Source organism: Pseudomonas reinekei, assembly GCF_001945365.1.
In the GTDB taxonomy this organism is placed as follows: Bacteria; Pseudomonadota; Gammaproteobacteria; order Pseudomonadales; family Pseudomonadaceae; genus Aquipseudomonas; species Aquipseudomonas reinekei.
This window is the reverse complement of the sequence record NZ_MSTQ01000013.1, coordinates 116,509-136,112: the sequence shown is the minus strand read 5'-3', so window position 1 is coordinate 136,112 and position 19,604 is coordinate 116,509. Positions and strand designations below refer to the sequence as shown.

The 19,604-nt window shown below is 54.1% G+C and carries 20 protein-coding genes and 1 pseudogene; 12 read left to right on the top strand and 9 right to left on the bottom strand.

Annotated elements, in window-relative coordinates:
- Nucleotides 1-46 precede the first annotated feature (46 nt).
- From BVK86_RS20610 to BVK86_RS20585, 6 genes are all read right to left on the bottom strand, one after another.
- The gene (locus BVK86_RS20610) at nucleotides 47-880 is read right to left on the bottom strand and encodes a DUF6602 domain-containing protein (protein ID WP_075948159.1); all 834 of its coding nucleotides are present in this window, start codon (nucleotides 878-880) and stop codon (nucleotides 47-49) included.
- A gap of 155 nt (nucleotides 881-1,035) precedes the next feature.
- Nucleotides 1,036-2,085, bottom strand: coding sequence for a DUF4365 domain-containing protein (locus BVK86_RS20605; RefSeq protein ID WP_075948158.1), 1,050 nt, complete (start codon nucleotides 2,083-2,085; stop codon nucleotides 1,036-1,038).
- Nucleotides 2,086-2,513: 428 nt separating this feature from the next.
- Complete coding sequence (locus tag BVK86_RS20600; RefSeq protein ID WP_075948157.1) at nucleotides 2,514-2,849, bottom strand: hypothetical protein; 336 nt, start codon at nucleotides 2,847-2,849, stop codon at nucleotides 2,514-2,516.
- Between the two features lie 389 nt (nucleotides 2,850-3,238).
- The gene (locus BVK86_RS20595; protein ID WP_075948156.1) at nucleotides 3,239-3,997 is read right to left on the bottom strand and encodes a hypothetical protein; all 759 of its coding nucleotides are present in this window, start codon (nucleotides 3,995-3,997) and stop codon (nucleotides 3,239-3,241) included.
- Nucleotides 3,998-4,027: 30 nt separating this feature from the next.
- Nucleotides 4,028-5,284, bottom strand: coding sequence for a hypothetical protein (locus BVK86_RS20590; protein ID WP_075948155.1), 1,257 nt, complete (start codon nucleotides 5,282-5,284; stop codon nucleotides 4,028-4,030).
- Nucleotides 5,285-5,468: 184 nt separating this feature from the next.
- Nucleotides 5,469-5,957, bottom strand: a complete 489-nt coding sequence (locus BVK86_RS20585; RefSeq protein WP_231977948.1) for a helix-turn-helix domain-containing protein — start codon at nucleotides 5,955-5,957, stop codon at nucleotides 5,469-5,471.
- Between the two features lie 139 nt (nucleotides 5,958-6,096).
- Between BVK86_RS20585 and BVK86_RS20580 the strand changes: the two genes are divergently transcribed.
- The 7 genes and pseudogenes from BVK86_RS20580 to tnpC form a co-directional block, all read left to right on the top strand.
- Nucleotides 6,097-6,825 (top strand): metallophosphoesterase family protein, encoded by a 729-nt coding sequence (locus tag BVK86_RS20580; RefSeq protein WP_075948152.1) that lies wholly within the window; start codon nucleotides 6,097-6,099, stop codon nucleotides 6,823-6,825.
- An 811-nt stretch (nucleotides 6,826-7,636) separates the two neighbouring features.
- Nucleotides 7,637-8,056: a DUF6957 family protein gene (locus BVK86_RS20565; protein ID WP_075948150.1), complete on the top strand. Its 420-nt coding sequence runs from the start codon at nucleotides 7,637-7,639 to the stop codon at nucleotides 8,054-8,056.
- A gap of 62 nt (nucleotides 8,057-8,118) precedes the next feature.
- On the top strand, nucleotides 8,119-8,475 hold the full coding sequence (locus tag BVK86_RS30195) for a hypothetical protein (protein ID WP_231977947.1): 357 nt from the start codon (nucleotides 8,119-8,121) through the stop codon (nucleotides 8,473-8,475).
- 83 nt (nucleotides 8,476-8,558) lie between these two features.
- Nucleotides 8,559-9,839, top strand: coding sequence for a serine--tRNA ligase (gene serS / locus BVK86_RS20555; RefSeq protein ID WP_075948149.1), 1,281 nt, complete (start codon nucleotides 8,559-8,561; stop codon nucleotides 9,837-9,839).
- Nucleotides 9,836-10,231 carry an antitoxin Xre/MbcA/ParS toxin-binding domain-containing protein gene (locus tag BVK86_RS30590; protein ID WP_075948148.1) on the top strand — a complete coding sequence of 132 codons (396 nt, stop codon included), beginning with the start codon at nucleotides 9,836-9,838 and terminating at the stop codon, nucleotides 10,229-10,231. Before serS ends, BVK86_RS30590 begins: the two co-directional genes overlap by 4 nt.
- A gap of 74 nt (nucleotides 10,232-10,305) precedes the next feature.
- The gene (gene tnpB, locus BVK86_RS20545; RefSeq protein WP_331717009.1) at nucleotides 10,306-10,494 is read left to right on the top strand and encodes an IS66 family insertion sequence element accessory protein TnpB; all 189 of its coding nucleotides are present in this window, start codon (nucleotides 10,306-10,308) and stop codon (nucleotides 10,492-10,494) included.
- Nucleotides 10,495-10,701: 207 nt separating this feature from the next.
- Nucleotides 10,702-11,340 (top strand): annotated as a pseudogene (gene tnpC / locus BVK86_RS20540) (IS66 family transposase); the annotation flags it as partial.
- 47 nt (nucleotides 11,341-11,387) lie between these two features.
- Here tnpC and BVK86_RS20535 read toward each other — a convergent pair.
- The gene (locus tag BVK86_RS20535) at nucleotides 11,388-12,551 is read right to left on the bottom strand and encodes an MFS transporter (RefSeq protein WP_075948147.1); all 1,164 of its coding nucleotides are present in this window, start codon (nucleotides 12,549-12,551) and stop codon (nucleotides 11,388-11,390) included.
- A 196-nt stretch (nucleotides 12,552-12,747) separates the two neighbouring features.
- On the opposite strand from BVK86_RS20535, the gene BVK86_RS20530 reads away from it, so the two are divergent.
- Genes BVK86_RS20530 through BVK86_RS20520 form a run of 3 tightly spaced genes read left to right on the top strand, consistent with a single transcriptional unit; the run spans nucleotide 12,748 to nucleotide 15,182 of the window.
- Complete coding sequence (locus BVK86_RS20530; RefSeq protein WP_075948146.1) at nucleotides 12,748-13,245, top strand: MarR family winged helix-turn-helix transcriptional regulator; 498 nt, start codon at nucleotides 12,748-12,750, stop codon at nucleotides 13,243-13,245.
- Nucleotides 13,246-13,304: 59 nt separating this feature from the next.
- On the top strand, nucleotides 13,305-13,808 hold the full coding sequence (locus BVK86_RS20525; protein WP_075948144.1) for an arsinothricin resistance N-acetyltransferase ArsN1 family A: 504 nt from the start codon (nucleotides 13,305-13,307) through the stop codon (nucleotides 13,806-13,808).
- Nucleotides 13,809-13,823: 15 nt separating this feature from the next.
- On the top strand, nucleotides 13,824-15,182 hold the full coding sequence (locus BVK86_RS20520; protein WP_075948143.1) for an NAD(P)-binding domain-containing protein: 1,359 nt from the start codon (nucleotides 13,824-13,826) through the stop codon (nucleotides 15,180-15,182).
- A 170-nt stretch (nucleotides 15,183-15,352) separates the two neighbouring features.
- On the opposite strand, the gene BVK86_RS20515 is transcribed toward BVK86_RS20520, so the two are convergent.
- On the bottom strand, nucleotides 15,353-17,836 hold the full coding sequence (locus BVK86_RS20515; protein ID WP_075948142.1) for an arsenate reductase (azurin) large subunit: 2,484 nt from the start codon (nucleotides 17,834-17,836) through the stop codon (nucleotides 15,353-15,355).
- Nucleotides 17,837-17,848: 12 nt separating this feature from the next.
- A complete protein-coding gene (locus BVK86_RS20510; protein ID WP_075948141.1) occupies nucleotides 17,849-18,367 on the bottom strand; it encodes an arsenate reductase (azurin) small subunit in 519 nt (172 codons plus the stop codon).
- A gap of 439 nt (nucleotides 18,368-18,806) precedes the next feature.
- Here BVK86_RS20510 and BVK86_RS20505 point away from each other — a divergent pair, with 439 nt between their 5' ends.
- Both BVK86_RS20505 and BVK86_RS20500 read left to right on the top strand, forming a co-directional pair.
- A complete protein-coding gene (locus tag BVK86_RS20505) occupies nucleotides 18,807-19,220 on the top strand; it encodes an arsenate reductase ArsC (RefSeq protein WP_075948140.1) in 414 nt (137 codons plus the stop codon).
- 8 nt (nucleotides 19,221-19,228) lie between these two features.
- Nucleotides 19,229-19,585 (top strand): metalloregulator ArsR/SmtB family transcription factor, encoded by a 357-nt coding sequence (locus BVK86_RS20500; RefSeq protein WP_053159464.1) that lies wholly within the window; start codon nucleotides 19,229-19,231, stop codon nucleotides 19,583-19,585.
- The last annotated feature ends 19 nt before the right edge of the window (nucleotides 19,586-19,604 follow it).

Here is a 19,604-nt window from a genome sequence, read left to right as displayed (position 1 = left end):
ATGCCGAGCGCGAGATGGCAACACCGGCTGTGGAGGTTAAAGGCTTTCAGCGGGGAGGGCTGGTTGTGCGGTTCAGCAGGTTTTCGAGGAAGGTGGCGTTCAGAGCCCCCATCCAGTCAATCGGCAGAAGTTGAACCCAGCTCAGTGCCTGTAGAAGGATCACCAGTCCCAGACCGTATGCATTTCCTGAGGCAGGCTCCACGCACAGCGGCGCCCCGAATTTTGTGTCGTAAAAGAGCGATGACTGGATACCGTCCGAGCCCATGTACACGGTTGGGGTCGCGATGTGGTCATTCCCAAGAATTAACAGATCTGGGGTGTGCTCCCCTCGGGCGCTGTGAACGGAAACGTCAGGCGAGTATTTGCGTGCAAAAACCCCACAGAAAGGTTGGTTTTTGAGCGGGGGGTAGGTGCGGGGCCAGTCTCTGACTCTTCCCTTGAAGATAGGCCCATCTGTTTCATAGTCAGGGTTGGTGAGACCTCGGCGCGTGAGCACGAGCTTTTTCACCGCTTTCGCCTGACTGATCGCTTTTTCTAACACAGCTGCATCCGAGATCGAGTGCTTGCATTCGATGTAGGCATACACCGCGTCAACCGGGATTTGTTCTTTCACGGGAAACTGACGGCTCATACCGGAGCGCAGGGTTGGGCTGGACATTTTGTCGTAGATGATGAGGTCATCTCCGGCTGTTCTACCGTCTTCAGCGACAACGAAGCCCCGGCACACGCCATACTTGGCTGGCAGAATGTCCTCCAGCAAAGCGCAAATAGCGACCTCGAATTCATCTCCGAGGTCAAAGTTGTAGATCGACTCAATATCCTGAAGGCGTGCTTCAACCTTCCTAGCCAACCTCTCGATGTACCCTCCGTACGAACTCATCAATCCTCCTTCGCTCGCTTGATGCCTACCTGTCTGCAGCCCTTACACCCTAAGGCGGCCCAAGAGGTCGTCACTTAGGCGTCACCCTGCGTCGCGAACTAGCTAGACATTTGGCTTGCTTTATACCTGGAAATTAATTGTACGATATGTGCAGATTATTTTTCCAAGATCAAGAAACGTTCTTGGTCGCTATATTCAATTAGCTGTAGTTCACTTGGGCGAGCAAACTCATCGTCGTAATAAAGGAATTTTCCCGTAGCTAGGAAGAAATTCGGATCAAGGAGTTCTCTAACGATATCTGCAAAAAGATTAACTGATTTTACAAAGCATTTCATTGCCCATAGGTACCGCTTAAGCCAAGCTTCATGCTCAGCTTCCGCTTGATTGGAGTTGGGGTTTAAATAATCTACTTCAAATTTGCGAATGCCCCACCATTCGCCCCATTTTGGAATGTATTCAGCACGCTCAAGGAGGGTTTCAATTGCGGTGGATGCATTTCTGATCATGTTTTCAATAGCAATACGTAGATGTCTCAGGTCACTGCTGGGGTATATAGTGCCTACGGTGATTGCTGCAGATGTTTTGACGCCGTCGATAAAATTTTCTGATAACTTGGGTAAGTGATCGCAGCAGGCATAGCAAATCCAAGAATGCCATTGAGGCAGTCGGAGATTTGTAGCTACGGTATTCACCATCTCTCTAATGTGTTGAATTTGCCGTTGAGGTAAGAGGGCACCAATATTGGTCGATACCAAAAGCTCTGGTTGTCGATGATGAGTGTAAAAAAGCTTGGAGATCTCGGGTGTTGAATGCCGATCAAAAAATTGGTCAGGCGGAAAAACAACATTCCAGCCATTTGAAGTCCGAACAACAGCGGTTTCGGTAATATGTACCCAGCGAAGCGTTTCTGTGCGCGGTGTATAGACAATAAGTAACACAGGGTTCGAATGATTTAGCCAATAATCAAGATGTCTCGGCTCTCCATAGAATACAAGGCCACGCTTGGTCTCATTGAGGTAAGAGTCACCCGATTTAATTTGGACTGAAATCAATCGCCCTTGCGGGGCGCCATTTACCACATACTCGATCAGGCCATCTATGCCGTAGTCAACAATTGGTTGCTCTCTGAATATCCATCCAAAAATGCCCGAAACTGCGAGATCTACTTTGGCAACGCCCTGTCGCTCAACGGGTTGATAAGTCATTTTCGACTCCGGTGGATGCCAGATTGGTTCGCGGCAAACGATGTCCTTGAGGACGTGGGAAATGGATATTACGGTGTTGGGCGAGCTGATCCAATTCGAGGAGCACACCTGATCCCACCTTTGATGGCCACCGCTACGTCATTGTCAGCTACATGATGTTGCTGATCGACGAGTGAGTAGAGGGGGCAGTTTCAGATCGTGTCGTTGCCCAACACAAGCGGACGCGTCTCTCGGGGTGGATGTTGATGCCCAATAAGCCTTTCGATGGGTTGGGTGATCCGAGTTTTGTAATGGCAGGGATGAGGTTAGCCTTTATGGCTGTGATGAAAACATCTGATGTCATCGAGGCCGCCTTCTAATTTCTGACTGTGATGGGTGTTGTGAGATGGGTGGTGTCGAAGCATCACTGGTGCTGAGTGCTCAGCAGGTCATGATGACGCTGCCACTACCCTGACGGCTTTCTTAACGGAAAACTCCTGTTCGCTACCATCACTGAATTTGGCGACAACCCCCCGAGTGGTGCCACCCTTGGGGCCGCTTTCACGAATGATATTGCGGGCGTAAAAGGCTACAGGATTGCCTGGTATTTTCCAGTCGGTGGCTTTGCAATACCGGATGTAGAGGTCTTCGAGTAGATCGAATTCGGTGGAGCTCGTGATATCTCCGCCACTCGCTAGGTTCTTGTCGCGCAGGCCATAAAAGAAGCGCTCTGCTTCAATCTGGGATGAAAAGCTTTGACCTTTGATGACCAGTGGATTGGGCATTGTCGCTCCTTCACAGAGTTGTTATCCGGCATGATGCAAAAAAGTCGAATCGTTAAACCTCCAGTAGGTTCCGCACGCAGCGCGGAACTCTACATTTCGGCCACCTCCCAACGCATTAAGCTCTTTTCAAAGCCAGTCAACTGAAGGCGCTCTACTCGTGGAGCCAATGCTCGGAGTTTCGCCCGTAGGTCGTTCAGGTGTTCCGATGGCAGAATCAGGTTTTTGATTTGGGTCGAGATCTGAGTGGGAATCCTGTATTCGTCCAGTCGGCCTTCTATACCTGGCGTGGGGTTGATCTAGGAAAACAGGCCAACTTTAAAAGCGGTTTTTCAGCTGGCCTCCGGGTGGTCTGCCCATGTGACGGGGCGCGGGGTGTGTAATTTTCCGCGTCAGAATCCATCGTGCTCCTGTTCAGCGAGTGCTTCGTAGATCCTTCGTTTCAGGTCTGCAGCAAAGTCATTGATGGTGCTGATCGCAATCCGGACTTCCGGGATACTCAGCTCGATGAGTTCGTCCTCGATGGTTCTACCGTTGCGATGAACAATGTCGTGTCGCTTCTTGCAGATACGGGCGATATGCCCAAGCTCCAGTCCCTTCATGTGCTCGCCAAACATCGCGTCCAAGACGCCCTTGATCGTAGCGACGTTATGGAAGCTCATCTCGGATAGAACGTTGAGCACCAGGGTCTCTACAACCTTCGGTTTCTCGGCTATTTCCTTGAGGGTCAGAGTTCTTTTGTTGAGGCTCTCGTGCCGAGCTGCCAGCTTCATCATCAGACTCTGCTCGCTTGTGACGAGCTTGCGCACGACTGAGTTGATCAGCGTTTCCAGCAACGTGACGGCATGTGCGTAGACGAGCTTGTGAGCCATGCTGACCTGGCTGGGGCCGCCCTCAAGTCCCAAGAGACTGGAAGCTGTGGCCAGCTCTTCTGAGAACTCTCGAAAGAACTGGTTATGTGAATGCCGCTCCAGCCATTGGGCTTCCGCCTCCTCTGCCTGAGCATCGAGCATCGCGTCGTACTCAGCCGCCATGCTATCCCAGTCATCTGGTGGTTCGTCTTGATCGATTTCAATACCGTAGGTTTTCTCAACCCAAGCGATGCATTGCTCCAGCCTTACCTCGAAAAGATAGTCCTTGGTCGAGCTCACAATGTTTGTCCTGTGTTGTTAGGGGCGGGGTTACGATGATGAGCCGTAGCGGGCTTGCGCCTTGGTGATGTCCATTTCAACTAGGTACTCAATGTATTCAACCAGCGATCGCTGTTTCACCTCATGATTGAGGTAGTCGACCAGGAAGTACACCGGGAGCGGCTGGTGAGGCTTGGGCACATCCAATGCCAAGGGCATGAAATGAGCAACGCCGTAGAGCTTTGCTGTCAGGATGATCGCTAATCGCCCTCCGGGCTGGCTGACTGTGCTGAGGAAGAACACGTGGTGATTGTCGGGGGCAGCGTTGAGCATCGTTGTTATCGCAGCGTTTTTGACGATCTGACTGCCTAGGCGAGGAACCCCCGTCAGTATGCTGTCCTTGACACTCCGAAACCTGGTATCGGTCACGTAATCTCGGCCTAGGTAATAGGCCAGCAGGTTTATGCCAATCTTTGCAATCACGCGCTCCATCGCACCGATGGTTACGGTCATCCCCACCGATACGATGGGGTTTTCGTTATCGCTCGTTACTTGGGAATCGAATGAAACCTGCTCGACGGCGCAAGCAAAGAAATTGAGGGCGTCTTCGACCGTTGCACTTGAGGTCTTGAGCACGATCCCGCCGTTCAGGTTCTTGAAGATCGTCGCAGCTGGGCTTACGCCTTCTGTGCGGGTCTCATCGTAACGCTCCAGCCAGAGGCCTCCGCGAGGAGGCTTGGGCTGAAAGCTTGATCCGTCCGCCTGGGTGAAGGTCATGCCCGAGCGAAGCAGGGTGATGGCTTCATACCTCAGCTCATGCTCTGGGCCCCGCTTCCGGATGCAGGTAATTTCATTCCCCTGGAGCAGGCTCGATAAGGACAGGATGAAGCTGCGCTGCTCATCAGGGCCAGGGGCGCTGCACTCAAGCAGAGAGTCGTCGATCATCTTTAGTTGCGGTAGGACTATCGGCTGAGCGTGCGGCCCAAAGTCGACTTCATCCGGGTGTCCCGATGAATTGGCCATTTGTTTGTGGCGGGCCTGAATGCCTGGCGCTGTGGTGTGCTTGCCCCGATTACGGCCATGTGGCTGCATGAAGGCGCGGGCGATGGCGATCGGTGAGCTCCGGAGCACCTCCCGCTCCAGATTGCCAAAGACGTCCGTGTTGCAACGCCTGCACACCATATCGACCAGTAGGAAGCGATCATCATCCGCTCCAAGCCCTGCACTGATGACGTGCTCGTCAGAGAACGGGCCGGGCTTTTCACAGTAGATACACTGCGGCGTAGCGTTTGTTGGTTGACTGGACAACGATCCTCCTGCAATACAGCGTATGGAAGGGACGCTCTGCGTGTAGCACAACCATCTCTACCGCGAAATCATCATGGGTAACTCCAAGTCTTTGAGATCGATCTCTCAGAGCTCGGCGCCGACTAACTCGACGGCGCATCATCAAGTACTGCACACCCGAGACGTGATGGGTACAGCACATTGCCTACCAATGTCTCGCTACCGTTTGTTTCGATATGGCTAGTGCCCGAGCAGTCTCGGCCTTGGATAGTCCTTCAGCCTTTAAACGTTGCACATCTTCACGACGTTTTGCAGCAGCTACGACCCTGGAGTGACTGTCGTCCGGGTTGACAGCGAGCGGGGCTATGAATCCGCCAAGGGCAGATACCTCTTTAGATACACGCTTCAGGAGCTCGGTAGGGCGCACGACTTCCTCAGCACCGTATGCCAGAGCAAGAATGGACAGAGGATGAACGCCCAGCTGCCGAGCGATTTCATCTAGCTTTTCGACAGTAACGCCACGCTCTGAGCGCTCTATGCGACTCAGGTGGGAAGCGGTTACGCCTTCTTCCAGATCGGTCAGCAGCACCTGCTGTTGCCGGCGAACATGTCTCAACGCAGCGGCGATGGATTGCCTGAGCATTTGGGGCCATTCTCTAAAATACGACTGTATGCCCGGTTTGCTCAGTTCCACTCAATGTCGTATAGTCAAACAAGGAACTATTTAGGCTGGCCCTGTGCTCGTACGGACATCGAGCATCTTGAGCTAAGGGCTACCAATATATCGCTTAATCGTCGAACGGGGCTGCCAGCAAGCTCTGCGGGGCAGCGTCATGAAAATGTTGGTCTATTCAGATTTGCACATTGAATTCGCACCGTTCACACCCCCAGCAACAGACGCAGACATCGTCGTGTTGGCCGGAGACATCGACATCCAGGCGCGAGGCGTGAAGTGGGCAAACGACACCTTCAACTGTCCCGTCATCTACGTCTGCGGGAACCACGAGTTCTATAAAGGCCACATCGACCACACGCTCCACAAAATGCGGGAGGCAGCAGCACCGCATGTGCATGTCCTGGAAAACCAGATTTGGATTTGCAACCAAACCCGATTTTTGGTCTCAACCGGCTGGACGGATTTCTCCTCTACCGGTGACACCGTGGAAGCCATGGTGACCTGCGGAATGTGGATGAATGACTTTCAGGTGATCAGAGCAGAAGAGCGCTTTCGACGACCACGCCCGTCGGACGTGATTGAGCGAAACCACGAAGCGTTTGACTTTTTGGCTATCGAACTTGCAAAGCCGTTCGAAGGAAAAACGGTTGTCATCACGCACCATTGCCCGGTTCCGGAGGTGGCTGGCGATAAGCATGACGGCCATTTGAGTGCGGCCTATACAAACCGGTGGAATGCACTTTTGCCGATGGTGGACGTTTGGATTTTTGGGCATACACATCGTTCCGTGGATACGGAGTTAGGCGGATGCCGGCTCATCTCAAATCCGCGTGGTTATCCCCAAGAAGAAACAGGCTTCATCTCGGATTTCACGATAGAAATCTGATCGGTGATGGAGGAGGGGCAGGATGTACTGGATCAAAACGTACGGAGCAAAATTGTCCGACTTCAGGTTTCACAGGTATCCAACGGTCATTGAGAGAGCACGGGTTGCAATCTCGGATCCAGACGTTGTTGGGTACCTTTTGTGCGCTCTGGAGCTTCCTCCAAAAATTACAGGCCTGCTGTTTTGCGACCCTGCACAAAGGCACCCAGAAGGCTTGCCTATACACGCGCTACCCGTTGTAGATCGAAGCCAGCGTGCAGGCTACGACGTTTTCACGACAATCGATGGTGGGGTTTTTGTCGTCGCTCACTGGCTGTTTGAGAATGGTGCCTTAGATCGGTTCGACAGGGTTCATTGATGTGTTTGGTGGGGCGTTTGTGACTGATAAAGAGAAGCTTAGCGAAAAAAGAATGGGGCTCCCCCAATGTGTTTTGGACGCAAAGAAAATTGATTTCGGCGTCGAGATAACCGGCTACTTGTGTTGTGCCGAATTCCAGCCACCCTGCGTGATCGCAGTGGTTTTTTCTGAATCACGCGGGCGGTTTACGGATGGAAAAACGATCCGTACTTCGAGGCTCGAAAGGGTGTTCGAACTTATGGGATATCAGCTTTGTGAAACGCACAATGGAAGCCGATACGTGATTTGTCATTGGTGGCATGAGAACGGCGCCATGCCCGAGATCAATATGATCCACTAGCGAATCACAGGCTTTTCAATTGGCATCCAAGGTTACCCAATTCCCACGAAGCACGGCTCCCAGATGTCTGAATCCGTGTCGCTTTAAGAGTCTTTAGAAAACGAGGCAATAGTGTGCAAGCAGATTTGATTGAAGATGTGCTGTGTGGCCCCGCGCAGATGTTTGGCGGCTCTCGGCTTGGAGATGAGGAGCTCATTCAACTGGCGTGCGAGGAGTTTAAGGGGCAGTCATTTTGCATTGTTCGGAACTGGATGATGCTCGACCTCTTACTCTCCGATACCCAGGAGCGTGAAGTAAGAAAGCAGGGACTTCAGCCCACAGTCCTTTTCATCAACCATGCTGTGTTCGACAACGAAGCTCGCGTCCAAACTGGGGATGGTTTCATCACTGGATATCAAAAAGACTTCCACGGATGCTTTTTTGAAAGCGAAGATGCGCTGTACATCCTTGCTGGGCGTGGTGCTCGTAAACATGTGAGCTTGCCGGCTTTTCAAGCGCTGAGTGCGTACGCAAATGTTGGTATTACTGCATAGGCCTCCGTTTCGCCAGAGCGCTATCCAGAATGTTTTCCATTATTCATCCTCGGATAACGTGAATGTTTGATCCAAGAAATGACCTTCCTTTGTGCGCCAGCCACTACATACAAGCGGTTGAGGCTGTCCGTGGACAGGGGGCCGCTCTCAAGTTGCTAAGGGAGCTTTTATGTCTTAACGCACATGCCGAAATGGTTTACGCACCAGACATCAACGCCTATTTTCTTCGCCTGGACGACCTCGACCGGGGGAGCAACAAACGCGTCAGAATGCTCGATGCCGTGGCCACTATGCCATTCGAGTCTGTGGAGGTGTTCCGGGCGGAAATTGCGACTTGGACGCCACAGGATTACGCACACGTCCATGACAGCATGGGCTTAAACGCTTTGATCGAATTGGGATTGCTTCTGAGCAACTGATCTCGGTGTCACATCAAGTTCGAATCATCGATCACCTCAGCCCTATGCGCAACGACGTGCTCTAACACTGCGAGATACCGATAATGCTCGATCCCAAATTGTTACGCGGCCAAATCCGGGAAATGGCGGATCGCTTGGCCTCCCGTGGCTTTGTACTGGATGTTGTGCGCATCGAAGCGCTGGAAGAACAGCGCAAGACCGTCCAGACCCGCACCGAAGCACTGCAGGCTGAACGTAACGCGCGCTCCAAATCCATCGGTCAGGCCAAGCAGCGCAGCGAAGACATTGCGCCGCTGATGGCGGACGTCGAGCGCATGGCGGGCGAATTGAGCGCCGGTAAAGTCGAGCTCGACGCGATCCAGAGCGAACTGGACTCTATCCTGCTCGGCATCCCGAACCTGCCGCATGAGTCCGCTCCGGTAGGTGAAGACGAAGACGACAACGTCGAAGTGCGCCGATGGGGCGCTCCACGATTCTTCGATTTCGAGATCAAAGACCACATCGCCCTAGGCGAGAAGTTCGGTTGGCTGGACTTTGAAACCGCCGCCAAGCTGTCCGGCGCGCGCTTCACCCTGCTGCGCGGCCCGATCGCCCGTCTGCACCGCGCCTTGGCGCAGTTCATGATCAACCTGCACGTCACCGAGCACGGTTACGAAGAAGCCTACACGCCGTATCTGGTTCAGGCTCCGGCGCTGCAAGGCACTGGTCAGTTGCCGAAGTTCGAGGAAGACCTGTTCAAAATCGGGCGCGACGGCGAAGCCGATCTGTACCTGATCCCGACTGCCGAAGTCTCCCTGACTAACATCGTGGCCGGTGAAATCATTGATTCGAAACTGCTGCCGATCAAACTGGTTGCTCACACGCCGTGCTTCCGTAGCGAAGCCGGCGCGTCTGGTCGTGACGCTCGCGGCATGATTCGCCAGCACCAGTTCGACAAGGTCGAGATGGTGCAGATCGTCGAGCCGTCGAAGTCGATGGAAGCGCTGGAAAGCCTGACTGCCAACGCCGAGAAAGTCCTGCAATTGCTGCAACTGCCTTATCGCACTCTGGCGCTGTGCACTGGCGACATGGGCTTCAGCGCGGTCAAGACTTACGATCTGGAAGTGTGGATTCCGAGCCAGGATAAGTACCGTGAAATTTCATCGTGCTCCAACTGCGGCGACTTCCAGGCCCGTCGCATGCAGGCGCGTTTCCGAAACCCGGAAATCGGCAAGCCGGAACTGGTGCACACCCTGAACGGTTCCGGTCTGGCGGTCGGTCGTACGCTGGTGGCGGTAATGGAGAACTACCAGCAGGCCGACGGTTCGATCCGTGTACCGGACGTACTGAAGCCGTACCTGGGCGGTGTCGACATCATTCGATGAAGGCCTTGAATCTTCCTTCGGCAGATGCACTGGATCACGACTTCGTTGGCCACTGTCTGCCGCTCAGTTTGTTCGAGCAAGTGGCCGAGGTGTTGTCTTTGGACGGCAAAATATTAGGTAAGTACCTGGCTATACCGACTTGCACGCTATCGAGGACGGCAGGTGCAGGGCACTTGTCTGTGAGCGAAAGCAGGAAGCTAGCGGCGTTGATCCGCATGCTATACGCAGCGTGTAGCCTCTTCGAAGGTGACGTTCAGGCAAGCAGGGTATTTCTGACGTCACCGGCACGCAGTTTGAATTCAAAGACGCCATTGGAGACGCTCAGTACAGAGGAGGGTGCTATTGCCGTCACTGACCTGATTGGTCGTCTTGAGCACGGCATTCCCATCTAATGACCCGCCCTCCGCCAAGTTAATTCCATGGCATAGAAAGATGCGTTGAGTCATCGGAAAGTAATCCGATATGGGTGAAAGTGCTGGTACACGATGGGATTGGCGTTTGGCTGGCGGCACGTCGCTTGAGCCAAGGTACATTCCATTGGCCAGGCGTTCGGCAAGGCAGTGAAGTGCAGTTGGATACCGAGCAACTTCAGGCCTTGGTGCGTGGCCTGCCCTGGCAACGCGTTGGCGCTGGCGGTGCAATCACGCTGCTTTAAAAACTGTAATTAGTGTCTGGGCTGGCTGTCGCCAGTGGTCTGCTTTGGTAAAATCCACGGCATGCCTCCCTCGCCCAATCTCGATCAAATGACTCTCGACCAACTGCGTGCATTCGCTGCGCAGTTGCTGTCGCAAGTCGAGACTATGGGCAGACGGTCGAGACCATGGGTAAGAAAATCAACCGCAATCAAACGGTGATCGAGAAGCTGACCCATGTCGTCTACGATTTCAGCCCCAGCCGCGCCGGTGAGCATGCTCGCAACTTCCTGCAAGGCTGGAAAGGTAAGTTGGTCTGCGACGATTTTGGCGGTTACAAGGCCAGCTTCGAACTCGGCGTGACCGAGATCAGCTGCATGGCCCATGCCCGGCGCAAGTTCTTCGAATTGCACGCAACCAACAAGAGCCAGCTCGCCGAGCAGGCCCTGCGCTACATCCAGTTGTTGTACGAAATCGAGAGCGAAGTGCGCGACCTGGAGCCGGATTTACGGCTCCGAATACGGCAAGAAAAAGCCGTACCGGTGATGGATAGGCTGCATGCCTAGATGATCGCCCAGCGTGATCTTGTGCCCGAAGGCTCGGCCATCAGCAGAGCACTTGATTACAGCCTGAAACGCTGGGCGGCGCTGTCGCGCTACCTCGATGACCGGGCCGTACCCATTGATAATAACTGGGCGGAGAACCAGATCCGACCATGGGCTCTTGGACGCAAGAACTGGCTCTTCGCCGACTCGCTACGCAGCGGAAAACGGGCTGCGGCGATAATGAGCTTGATCCAGTCTGCGCGGCTGAATGGTCATGACCCGTATGCCTATCTAAAGGATGTTCTCACGCGCTTGCCGACATAGCGGGCGAGTGAAATCGAGCAGTTGCTTCCGCATAAGTGGCAGCCGGTTTAATTACGCAAGGCGTGATGCCCGGACGCATTCGGAAGGCCAAAGCTGGCGATGAGGCTTGCCGTCGCTAGAGTGCACATCACAATAAGCAAAGGTGTTGAGCCGAATTTGTCCAGAATTACAGCAGCTGCCACAGGGCCTAAGGCCTGTGCGACCAGCATTGGACGGGCCAATAAACCCATGCGAGCACCGTAGCCATCTTGCCCAAAGAGAGCCAGTGGTAGCGTCCCACGTGCAATGGTCAGAATCCCATTTCCAGCGCCGTACAGCGCCATTGCAACGAATGCCAGCGATGGAATAGCCGGTATCAGTAACCCAATTCCTATCCCGCTTAGCAATATCGCGGCCTTGGCGGAGGTGGTCGGATGCAAGTTTCGTCCAAGGGAGAACTCTGCAAGCCGGGCTGCGACTTGAGATGGCCCTATCATCATGCCGATGGCCAGTGCGGTGGCTGTAGCGATGCCGAGCAGCTTCAGCACATCAAGCAAATGGACAGAAATCGACGAAACCACCAGCGACTGGAGTGTCAGAAGGGTTGCCAGTAGCAGGAAGAGACGATTATAGGATTTTGTGTGGTGGGCAGTGGTGGTGGAGGGATCACGGATAGGCTTCGTTCCGCTGTTCGAAATCCTCTCACTCTTTGGAATTACCAATAGATGAATTGGCAGTCCGATGACCAGGTGAGTTGCAGCTAGCGTCACACAGCTATATCTCCAGCCAATCTGCTGCTCCAGGCCGGCTATCAGTGGCCAGCCCAAAGTGCTCGCGAAGCCACCCAACAGAGTAAGACCGGTCATTGAAGTCCGTGCACTTTCTCCGAATAGGCGTCCTAGAGTCGAGAAGGCCGCGTCATACAGGCCGGCAGCCATGGCGACGCCAATGAATGTCCAGGCCAGGTAGTAGATGACCAGGTTGCTAGCCACACCCATCAGGAGCAGCCCCAGTGCCATCAACATCGAACTGGTTGCCAGGACGGGGCGGCCACCATGTCGATCTATCTGTCTCCCGACCATAGGAGAGCAAGCACCTGCGACCAACAAACCCCATGAAAGTCCGGCCACGGTGCTGGTAATTGACCATCCCATATCTCGTGCAATCGGCGACGAAAGGACTGCGGGCAAATAGTACGTTGTACTCCACGCCAGTATCTGTGCGATGCCCATCGCCCAGACCAGCCCAGTTCGATTGATTGTGTGAGGACGGCTAATTGGATAACTCACAAGGTGCGAGTCCATTTTAGTTGTTAGGTGCAACAAATTAGCTACACCGGTGCAGCGTCGTCAATCAAAATGAAGGAGCGGTTGACCATTTCCTGAAGTCGGGACTATCGTTGCACCTAACAACTAATTTGTGGCGACCATGGCAAAGCGAAAGAAAGACCAGCTGACTCAGGATTCCGAGGATTTATACGAAGCCTTGAACCAGCTTGTTCGGGTGTATCAGTTCCGCGACCGAGATCGTATCTGCTGCTACGACGTCTCGGTCACACAGTGCTATGCCATCGAGACGCTGGTTAAAAGGGGGCGGCTTCGCCTGCAAGCGCTGGCAGAAGAGATGTTCCTGGATAAAAGCACTGCAAGCCGGGTGGTCGATACGCTTGAGCGCAAGGGCTATGTATCGCGGGTGGAAGACCACGAGGATCGTCGTGCAGTACAGGTTGAGGTTTCTGAAGCTGGTCATGAGCTTTACCAGAAGATCCGCACTGACCTGATCGCTGAAGAGAGGGCAATGATCGAACAGTTGTCACCCGAAGCGCGGCAAGGTGCGTTGAGCTTGCTGAAGCAGATCACACGAGCGACGGAGATCCGTTGTGGCCTGGTCAGTGGCTGCTGCCCTTCGGTGCCTGAAGTGAAATGAGGGGGAGAATCCTCTTTTTATCTAAAATGTTGTTACTACCAACAGGGTGGATTCAAAGTATGCGCATTCGATTTGCTGAAGTCAGGGACGCTGCGTCGATAGCTGACATCTACAACCAGGGTATTGAGGAAAGAAGCTCTACATTCGAGACAACGCCCCGCATACCTGAGGACATGCTTGAGCGCATTGCCTTGATGGATCGCTACCCGACCTTGGTCATGGTCAACGATGCGGATGAAGTGGTCGCGTGGGCAGGATTGAGCAGTTACCGTTCCCGCGCCTGCTACGACGGTATCGCAGACTTTTCGATTTACCTTGATCGGGGCGTTCGAGGTCAGGGGCTAGGAAAAGCTTTGCTTCTAGCACTTCTGGTCGAGGCCCTAGAACGAGGTTTTTGGAAGGTACTATCACGCATCTTCACCTTTAATGCGGCCAGCTTGGCGTTGTGCCGTTCTTGTGGATTTCGGGAGGTGGGTGTGTACGAAAAACACGCTTGTCTTGAAGGCCAGTGGCTCGATTGTGTAATCGTCGAGCACCTAATACCTGCTAATCAGCCGCACTAAAGCGAGGAGTCCGTCATGGGCAGTGAACTTCCTATTGCGATTATTGGCGCCGGCCCCATAGGGCTAGCTGCAGCCTGCCATCTCATCGCGGGGGGGTTAACTCCCTTGATCTTCGAGGCTGGGCCCAGTGCAGGGGCTAGCATCGAAAACTGGGCTCACGTGCGGATGTTCTCTCCCTGGAAATTCAACATCGACAAGCAGTCTTCCACGCTGCTCACGGCCCAAGGATGGGTGGCGCCCGCTGACGACGTTTATCCCGCCGGGCGTGAATTGCTGGATGAATACATATATCCACTTGCAGCGCTGCCATCCCTGAATAGGCACCTGCGTCTGAACACCGAAGTCCTGGCGGTGACGCGACTCGGCCAGGACGTCATGAAGACCAAAAACCGCACGAATGCACCATTTCTGTTGCGGGTCAGGACTCCAGAGGGTGACAAGGATGTGATCGCCAGCGCCGTCATAGATGCTTCCGGCACGTTCCTCTCGCCAAATTGGATGGGAGCACATGGTATTCCTGCGTTGGGCGAGAAGGAGTTGGCTGAGCGTATCGCTTACGGTATTCCCGAAGTGCTTCGTAGTGAACGGCAACGCTATGCCAATCGCCGAGTCATGGTGGTTGGCAGCGGTCACTCTGCGTTCAATGTCTTGCAAGACTTGGCCCGGCTTGCCCTCCAGGAACCTGGTACAAAGATCCTTTGGGTGATTCGCGGCTCATCTTTGGATCGCATATTGGGTGGTGGGGCAAACGACAAGCTAGAGGAGCGGGGGAAACTGGGGCAGAGGGTTCGCCAGCTGTTGAACGATGGGGTCATTGAGCTGTTCACCAACATCGCCATCGACAAGGTTGTCGCAACTGACGATGGCATCGCTATTGAGGCGGGCGGTCAAGAACTCCCCGTGGTGGATGAAGTCGTGGTCGCAACGGGTTTCCGACCTAAATTGGAGCTGCTTTCCGAGCTGCGTTTGGCGCTGGATTCGGCGACCCAGAGCCCCATTCATCTTGCTCCGCTGATTGATCCGAATGAGCATAGTTGCGGCACTGTTCGCCCACATGGCGCCGTCGAGTTGGCTCACCCTGATGAAGGGATCTTCATCGTCGGAATGAAGAGCTATGGCCGTGCTCCGACCTTTCTGCTCCTGACAGGCTATGAACAGGTTCGTTCGGTGGCAGCGGCGCTGGCCGGTGATTGGGAGGCGGCCAAGCGAGTTGAATTGGTCTTGCCAGAGACAGGTGTCTGCAGCACCCAGCTTGATGACTCTGATTGCTGCGACCGTGCGGCAGATCCTGACTGTTGTGAGCCAAGTTGTTGCGCTGAGACAGCTAAGGCTGCCGAAGACGCGCCGACATCGACCCGCTCCTGCTGCTCGTAGCTGTACGCGAAGTCGTATGCTCATGACTAGGCACTTGCGTTCGCCCACACGTCTTCTTGGCTTAGAAGAGTGTTGAACGCCCCCCATACTATTCATGTAGGCATGGGGGGCTGGGCGGCTAGTGTGACCACCTTGGGAAGAAAAGCCCGGCTAGTGCTAAACAAGCGTGATTACGCGTTAAACCTTCGCGACTTGAAGCTGATATTTTCCTTGAACTCCTCTACTTTGCCGATACGGCGAATATTCGCCCACGTTCCTTTGTAGTATGGGATTACGTTTCGGTCTGTCCATGGCGTGGTCAGATCGCCCATCACACCGTTGAAATGGCCGAACTGCATGAACGTCTGGTTCCGCTTGATATCCGGCTCCAGGTAGGCCATCGCGTAGGATGAGCCGTAGTCGTTAAACACCTCGACCACGTCCCCTGATGTAATTGCCAAGGCTTGTGCATCGTCGGGATTGATTTCCAGATAGGCCATCGGCACACGCCGTTGCACGAAGTCGTTGTATTGATCGTGGTAAAGCGTTTGCCACACTTCGTTGATACGCCCGTTGTTGACCCAGAACTTGTATTTTGCCTTCTGCTCTGCCACCGGCTTTGGCAACCCTGGCCACGTCGCGGACTTGAACTCAGCTTTGCCATCCGGGGTATCGAACTTGTAGTCGGTGTAAAGCATCTCTGTGCCGATCAGTTTGCCATCTCGGTATTCTTTGGTGGGTAACTGGACTCCATTGTTGCCCATGGCTCTCAACCGCTCGTAGGTGACAAGGTTGCCCGTGGTGTCTCCCTGACTGTCGATTGGGCCCGCACCGGCTTGGCCGGCCATACGAAAACCATCATTGAAGGCGTCCTCCTCGGTTTTCCAGTCAAACCCTGTAAAACGCGTCGCCATTTCCTGTTTTCCTTCGGTGAGATACATCTGCTGAAGGGTATTGGCGATGGCCGCAGCGATCAGGCAGTCTGGTTTTGCCGAACCAGGAGGATCCATGAATTTTTGTGACAGGCGCATCCGGCGTTCCCCGTTCATCGAGGTGAGATTCATTTCACCCGGATGGGTTGCCGGCAGCATCACGTGGGCGGCTTCTGCCAGCTTGGTAGGGTAAAGGTTGATGTTGGCTAAGAAGAGACCACCTTTATTTTTCACAGCGTCATAGACCGCATCCACCATCTGCGCTGTCGTACCGCCGCGAACGTTGGCCATGGCCTCTCTGACAATGCTGGCGCGTTTCAGGATGACTGCACGATGCTGCTCAGCATTGAGCGTGGTCTGGAACGGGTTTGCCCCCCATGCCGTATACATCATGCCCTTGCCGTTAATAATCTCCTGATCCACGTAGATCTTAGAGTCGCCTGGATAGGGAGGACGCGTGTATCCCTCCTGATGCCCGCCCATCCGCACTACACCTGTACCCCGGCGTCCGACGTTGTGGGTAGCAAGCACCAGGTCGACCAAGGCGGACTGGATGAGGTAGTTGTCATTCCCCCAGATGATTCCTTTTTCGTATGCGTGCATGGTGTGGGGGCGGTGACCAGAGGCTTTGGGCTTGTAGGCCCATTCGGCAGCAAGTTTGAGCTTATCCACCGACACGCCGGTGATGTGGCTGGTTTCTTCAAGCGACAGCTTGTTGGCTTGAAGTGCCTGATCGAACCCCTTGGTATGGGCTGAGATAAATTCTTTGTCGTGCCAGCCTTGTTCTACCACGTAGGTCAGCAGGCCATTAAACAGGGCGATATCCGATCCTGGTTCGATATCGAGGTGAAGCACGTTGCCCTTGCCTGCCGCTTGCTCGGCAATCGAGATAGTGGGCGTCCTGCGCGGATCAACGAAAATCACTTTCGCAGGGGCAACACTCTCACCAGGAAATCGCTGCTTACGTTTGTCGACAGTCTGCCCCTGAAAATTGGGTAGCCAGTGGGCAAGAAAGTAATTGGTTTGGGTTTCATAAGAGTTGCAGCCGATGGCCATAATGACGTCAGCCAACTCGGCGTCTTCGTAGCTGTTGTTGAGTTCGCCAATACCCATCTCGCGGGTAGCGTGGCACTCGGAGTTATAGGCAGGGCGGTTGTGGATACGCACCAACGGCGTTTTCAACGCCGTGAACATCAACTTGCCGGTGCCCCAGGTATTCTCAAATCCGCCACCGGCTCCGCCGTGGTCGAAGCAATCAAAGGCGAGAGCGGCTGGCCCGTCATTATCGAGAATCTTCTTGGTCACGCCGGCATAAAGTGCCAGTGCATCATCCCAACTGGTGTCGACCCACTGGTCTGCCACATAAACGCGTGGGCTGCGTAACCGCTCCTTGCCTACCCCGTCAGGGGTATACATGACCTTGGCCAGTTGTCCGCCTCGTGTGGACGAGAGCCCTTTATTCACTTCGCACTGTTTGTCCGGCACGATCATGACGTTGTAGCGCTGGCCGTCCTTGTCAGTGATCGTGTTCTGCATTGCAGTCGTCATGATGAGAGCCAAGGGGGGTAACTGTTTGCGGAAGTCGAGTCCGAGTGCATTCTCATCGGGGGCGCGTCCTCCTTCCTGATTTTCCGGCCATTTGTACACGTGATAGCCACAGCCCACGATGCAGAAGTGGCATGTCAGGTTGGTCTTTTGGGCATCTACAGGAGGCAGTGCCACACGATCTTTGTTGGTTGCCATTTGAATCTCCTTTCACAGGAGGTTGGACTGACGTCCATAGATCAACCCTTCGACGGCAACTGCACGTACCGAATCGTCTTTTGGGTTGTATTCGAGTACTACGCTGGGCAAGTTCTCGGTGGCTTGGCCAGACACCATCTGGCCCGCATGCTCTGGGTCGAAAATGCTGAAATGGCAGGGACACTTGAACACCTTCTGTCCCGCGTCATAGGCGACTGGACACCCCATATGGGTGCATAGCGTGCTGTAGGCGACAATGTCGCGTTCTGGGCCGACACCTCCTGGAACGGGAGCGCCCATCTTAATCAATGCGCAAGGTGAAGCCGCGTCAGGATAGGAAAATAGGACTGGCGTGTTGACCAGCAATTTTTGCGCCGTGGTGATCGCTTTCATCTGGTACGGAAGATTGACTCGTCCCTCGACCACAGGCGTTGATGTTGCTGCTTCAGTTAAACCGGGCACTCCGAAGGCTGCGCTCGCAGCAACCCCGCCTCCCGCCTTCAAGAAGGTTCTTCTGGTTATGGATGTCATCTCTGCCTCCGCAATGCGCTTGCGATGCAGTCAGCCCTGTCTGTGTCGTAAGCAGCTATTCGTTCCAGCTATTCAGCATAGGATAGAAAACCCTGTTTTGTGGCCTAAATGGCTTAGATGTCGAGTGAATTCACAAGGCCTGCTGGTGGTAATGCAAAGATCCAGCGTTTGGCCCTAGCCAAGGTCAGTTCGTTGGAGGGTTCCAATTTGGGGTTGAGGTTTGGGAGAGCCTAAAGCCCCCACGATCTCAAATTAATACGAATATACGATTATCCAGATGTTAATTACTAAAAGCGTGCCAGTTCCCGCGATCAAGTAGGGGCGGCATGAGTGTTAGCGCTTGAAAATGGCTAGGTTTCGCGAAGAATGGTCTAGGTGCTTTACTGAATATTCGAAAAAACGTATATTCGAAAAACCATATCCATTTCGAGACTTGGCGATGACCGATAAGACCCGCGTGCTGTTTGTTTGTGTGGCTAACGCTGCTCGCTCTCAGCTGGCTGAAGCTCTGCTACGGCACACTGATTCCGAACAATTCGACGCCTTCAGTGCAGGTACTGTGCCCGGTGAGATCAACCCCCTTACCTTAGAGGCACTTCAGCACCTGGGTGTAAGTACCGAAGGGTTGTACAGCAAGTCTATCGATGAGTTTGCAGGCGAGCGTTTCGATTACGTCATCACGCTGTGCGATAAATCGTCTCTGGAATGTCATTCCCTTCCAGGGGCAGGAGAGGTGTTGGCCTGGAACTTTGAAGATCCGGTGACCAGCACCAAGCACGATGCATTCCGCCACACCCTTCACGAGATCCATGAACGCATCAAGATGTTTGTGTTGGTGAAAACCAAACGTTGAGACCCCCTATGGCTGACCATCTGACACCGACCACCGTATTCAAATGCTTGGCTGACGAAACTCGCGTTCGTCTGATGTTGCTCATCACCCGTGAGCAAGAGCTGTGCGTTTGTGAGCTGACCTGCGCACTCGATGAGAGCCAGCCGAAAATCTCCCGGCACCTGGCGCAACTGCGCAGTTGCGGTTTGCTGGAGGATCGTCGGCAAGGTCAATGGGTGTATTACCGCCTGCATCCCAGTCTGCCGGATTGGGTGATTGCCGTACTGAAAACCACACTGGACGCTAACCAGCATTGGCTCAGTCCAGACGCCAAACGCCTCGACGTGATGGGTGATCGCCCACAGCGCCTGGCCGCTTGTTGCTGAAGTAACGTCTGCCCAAGAA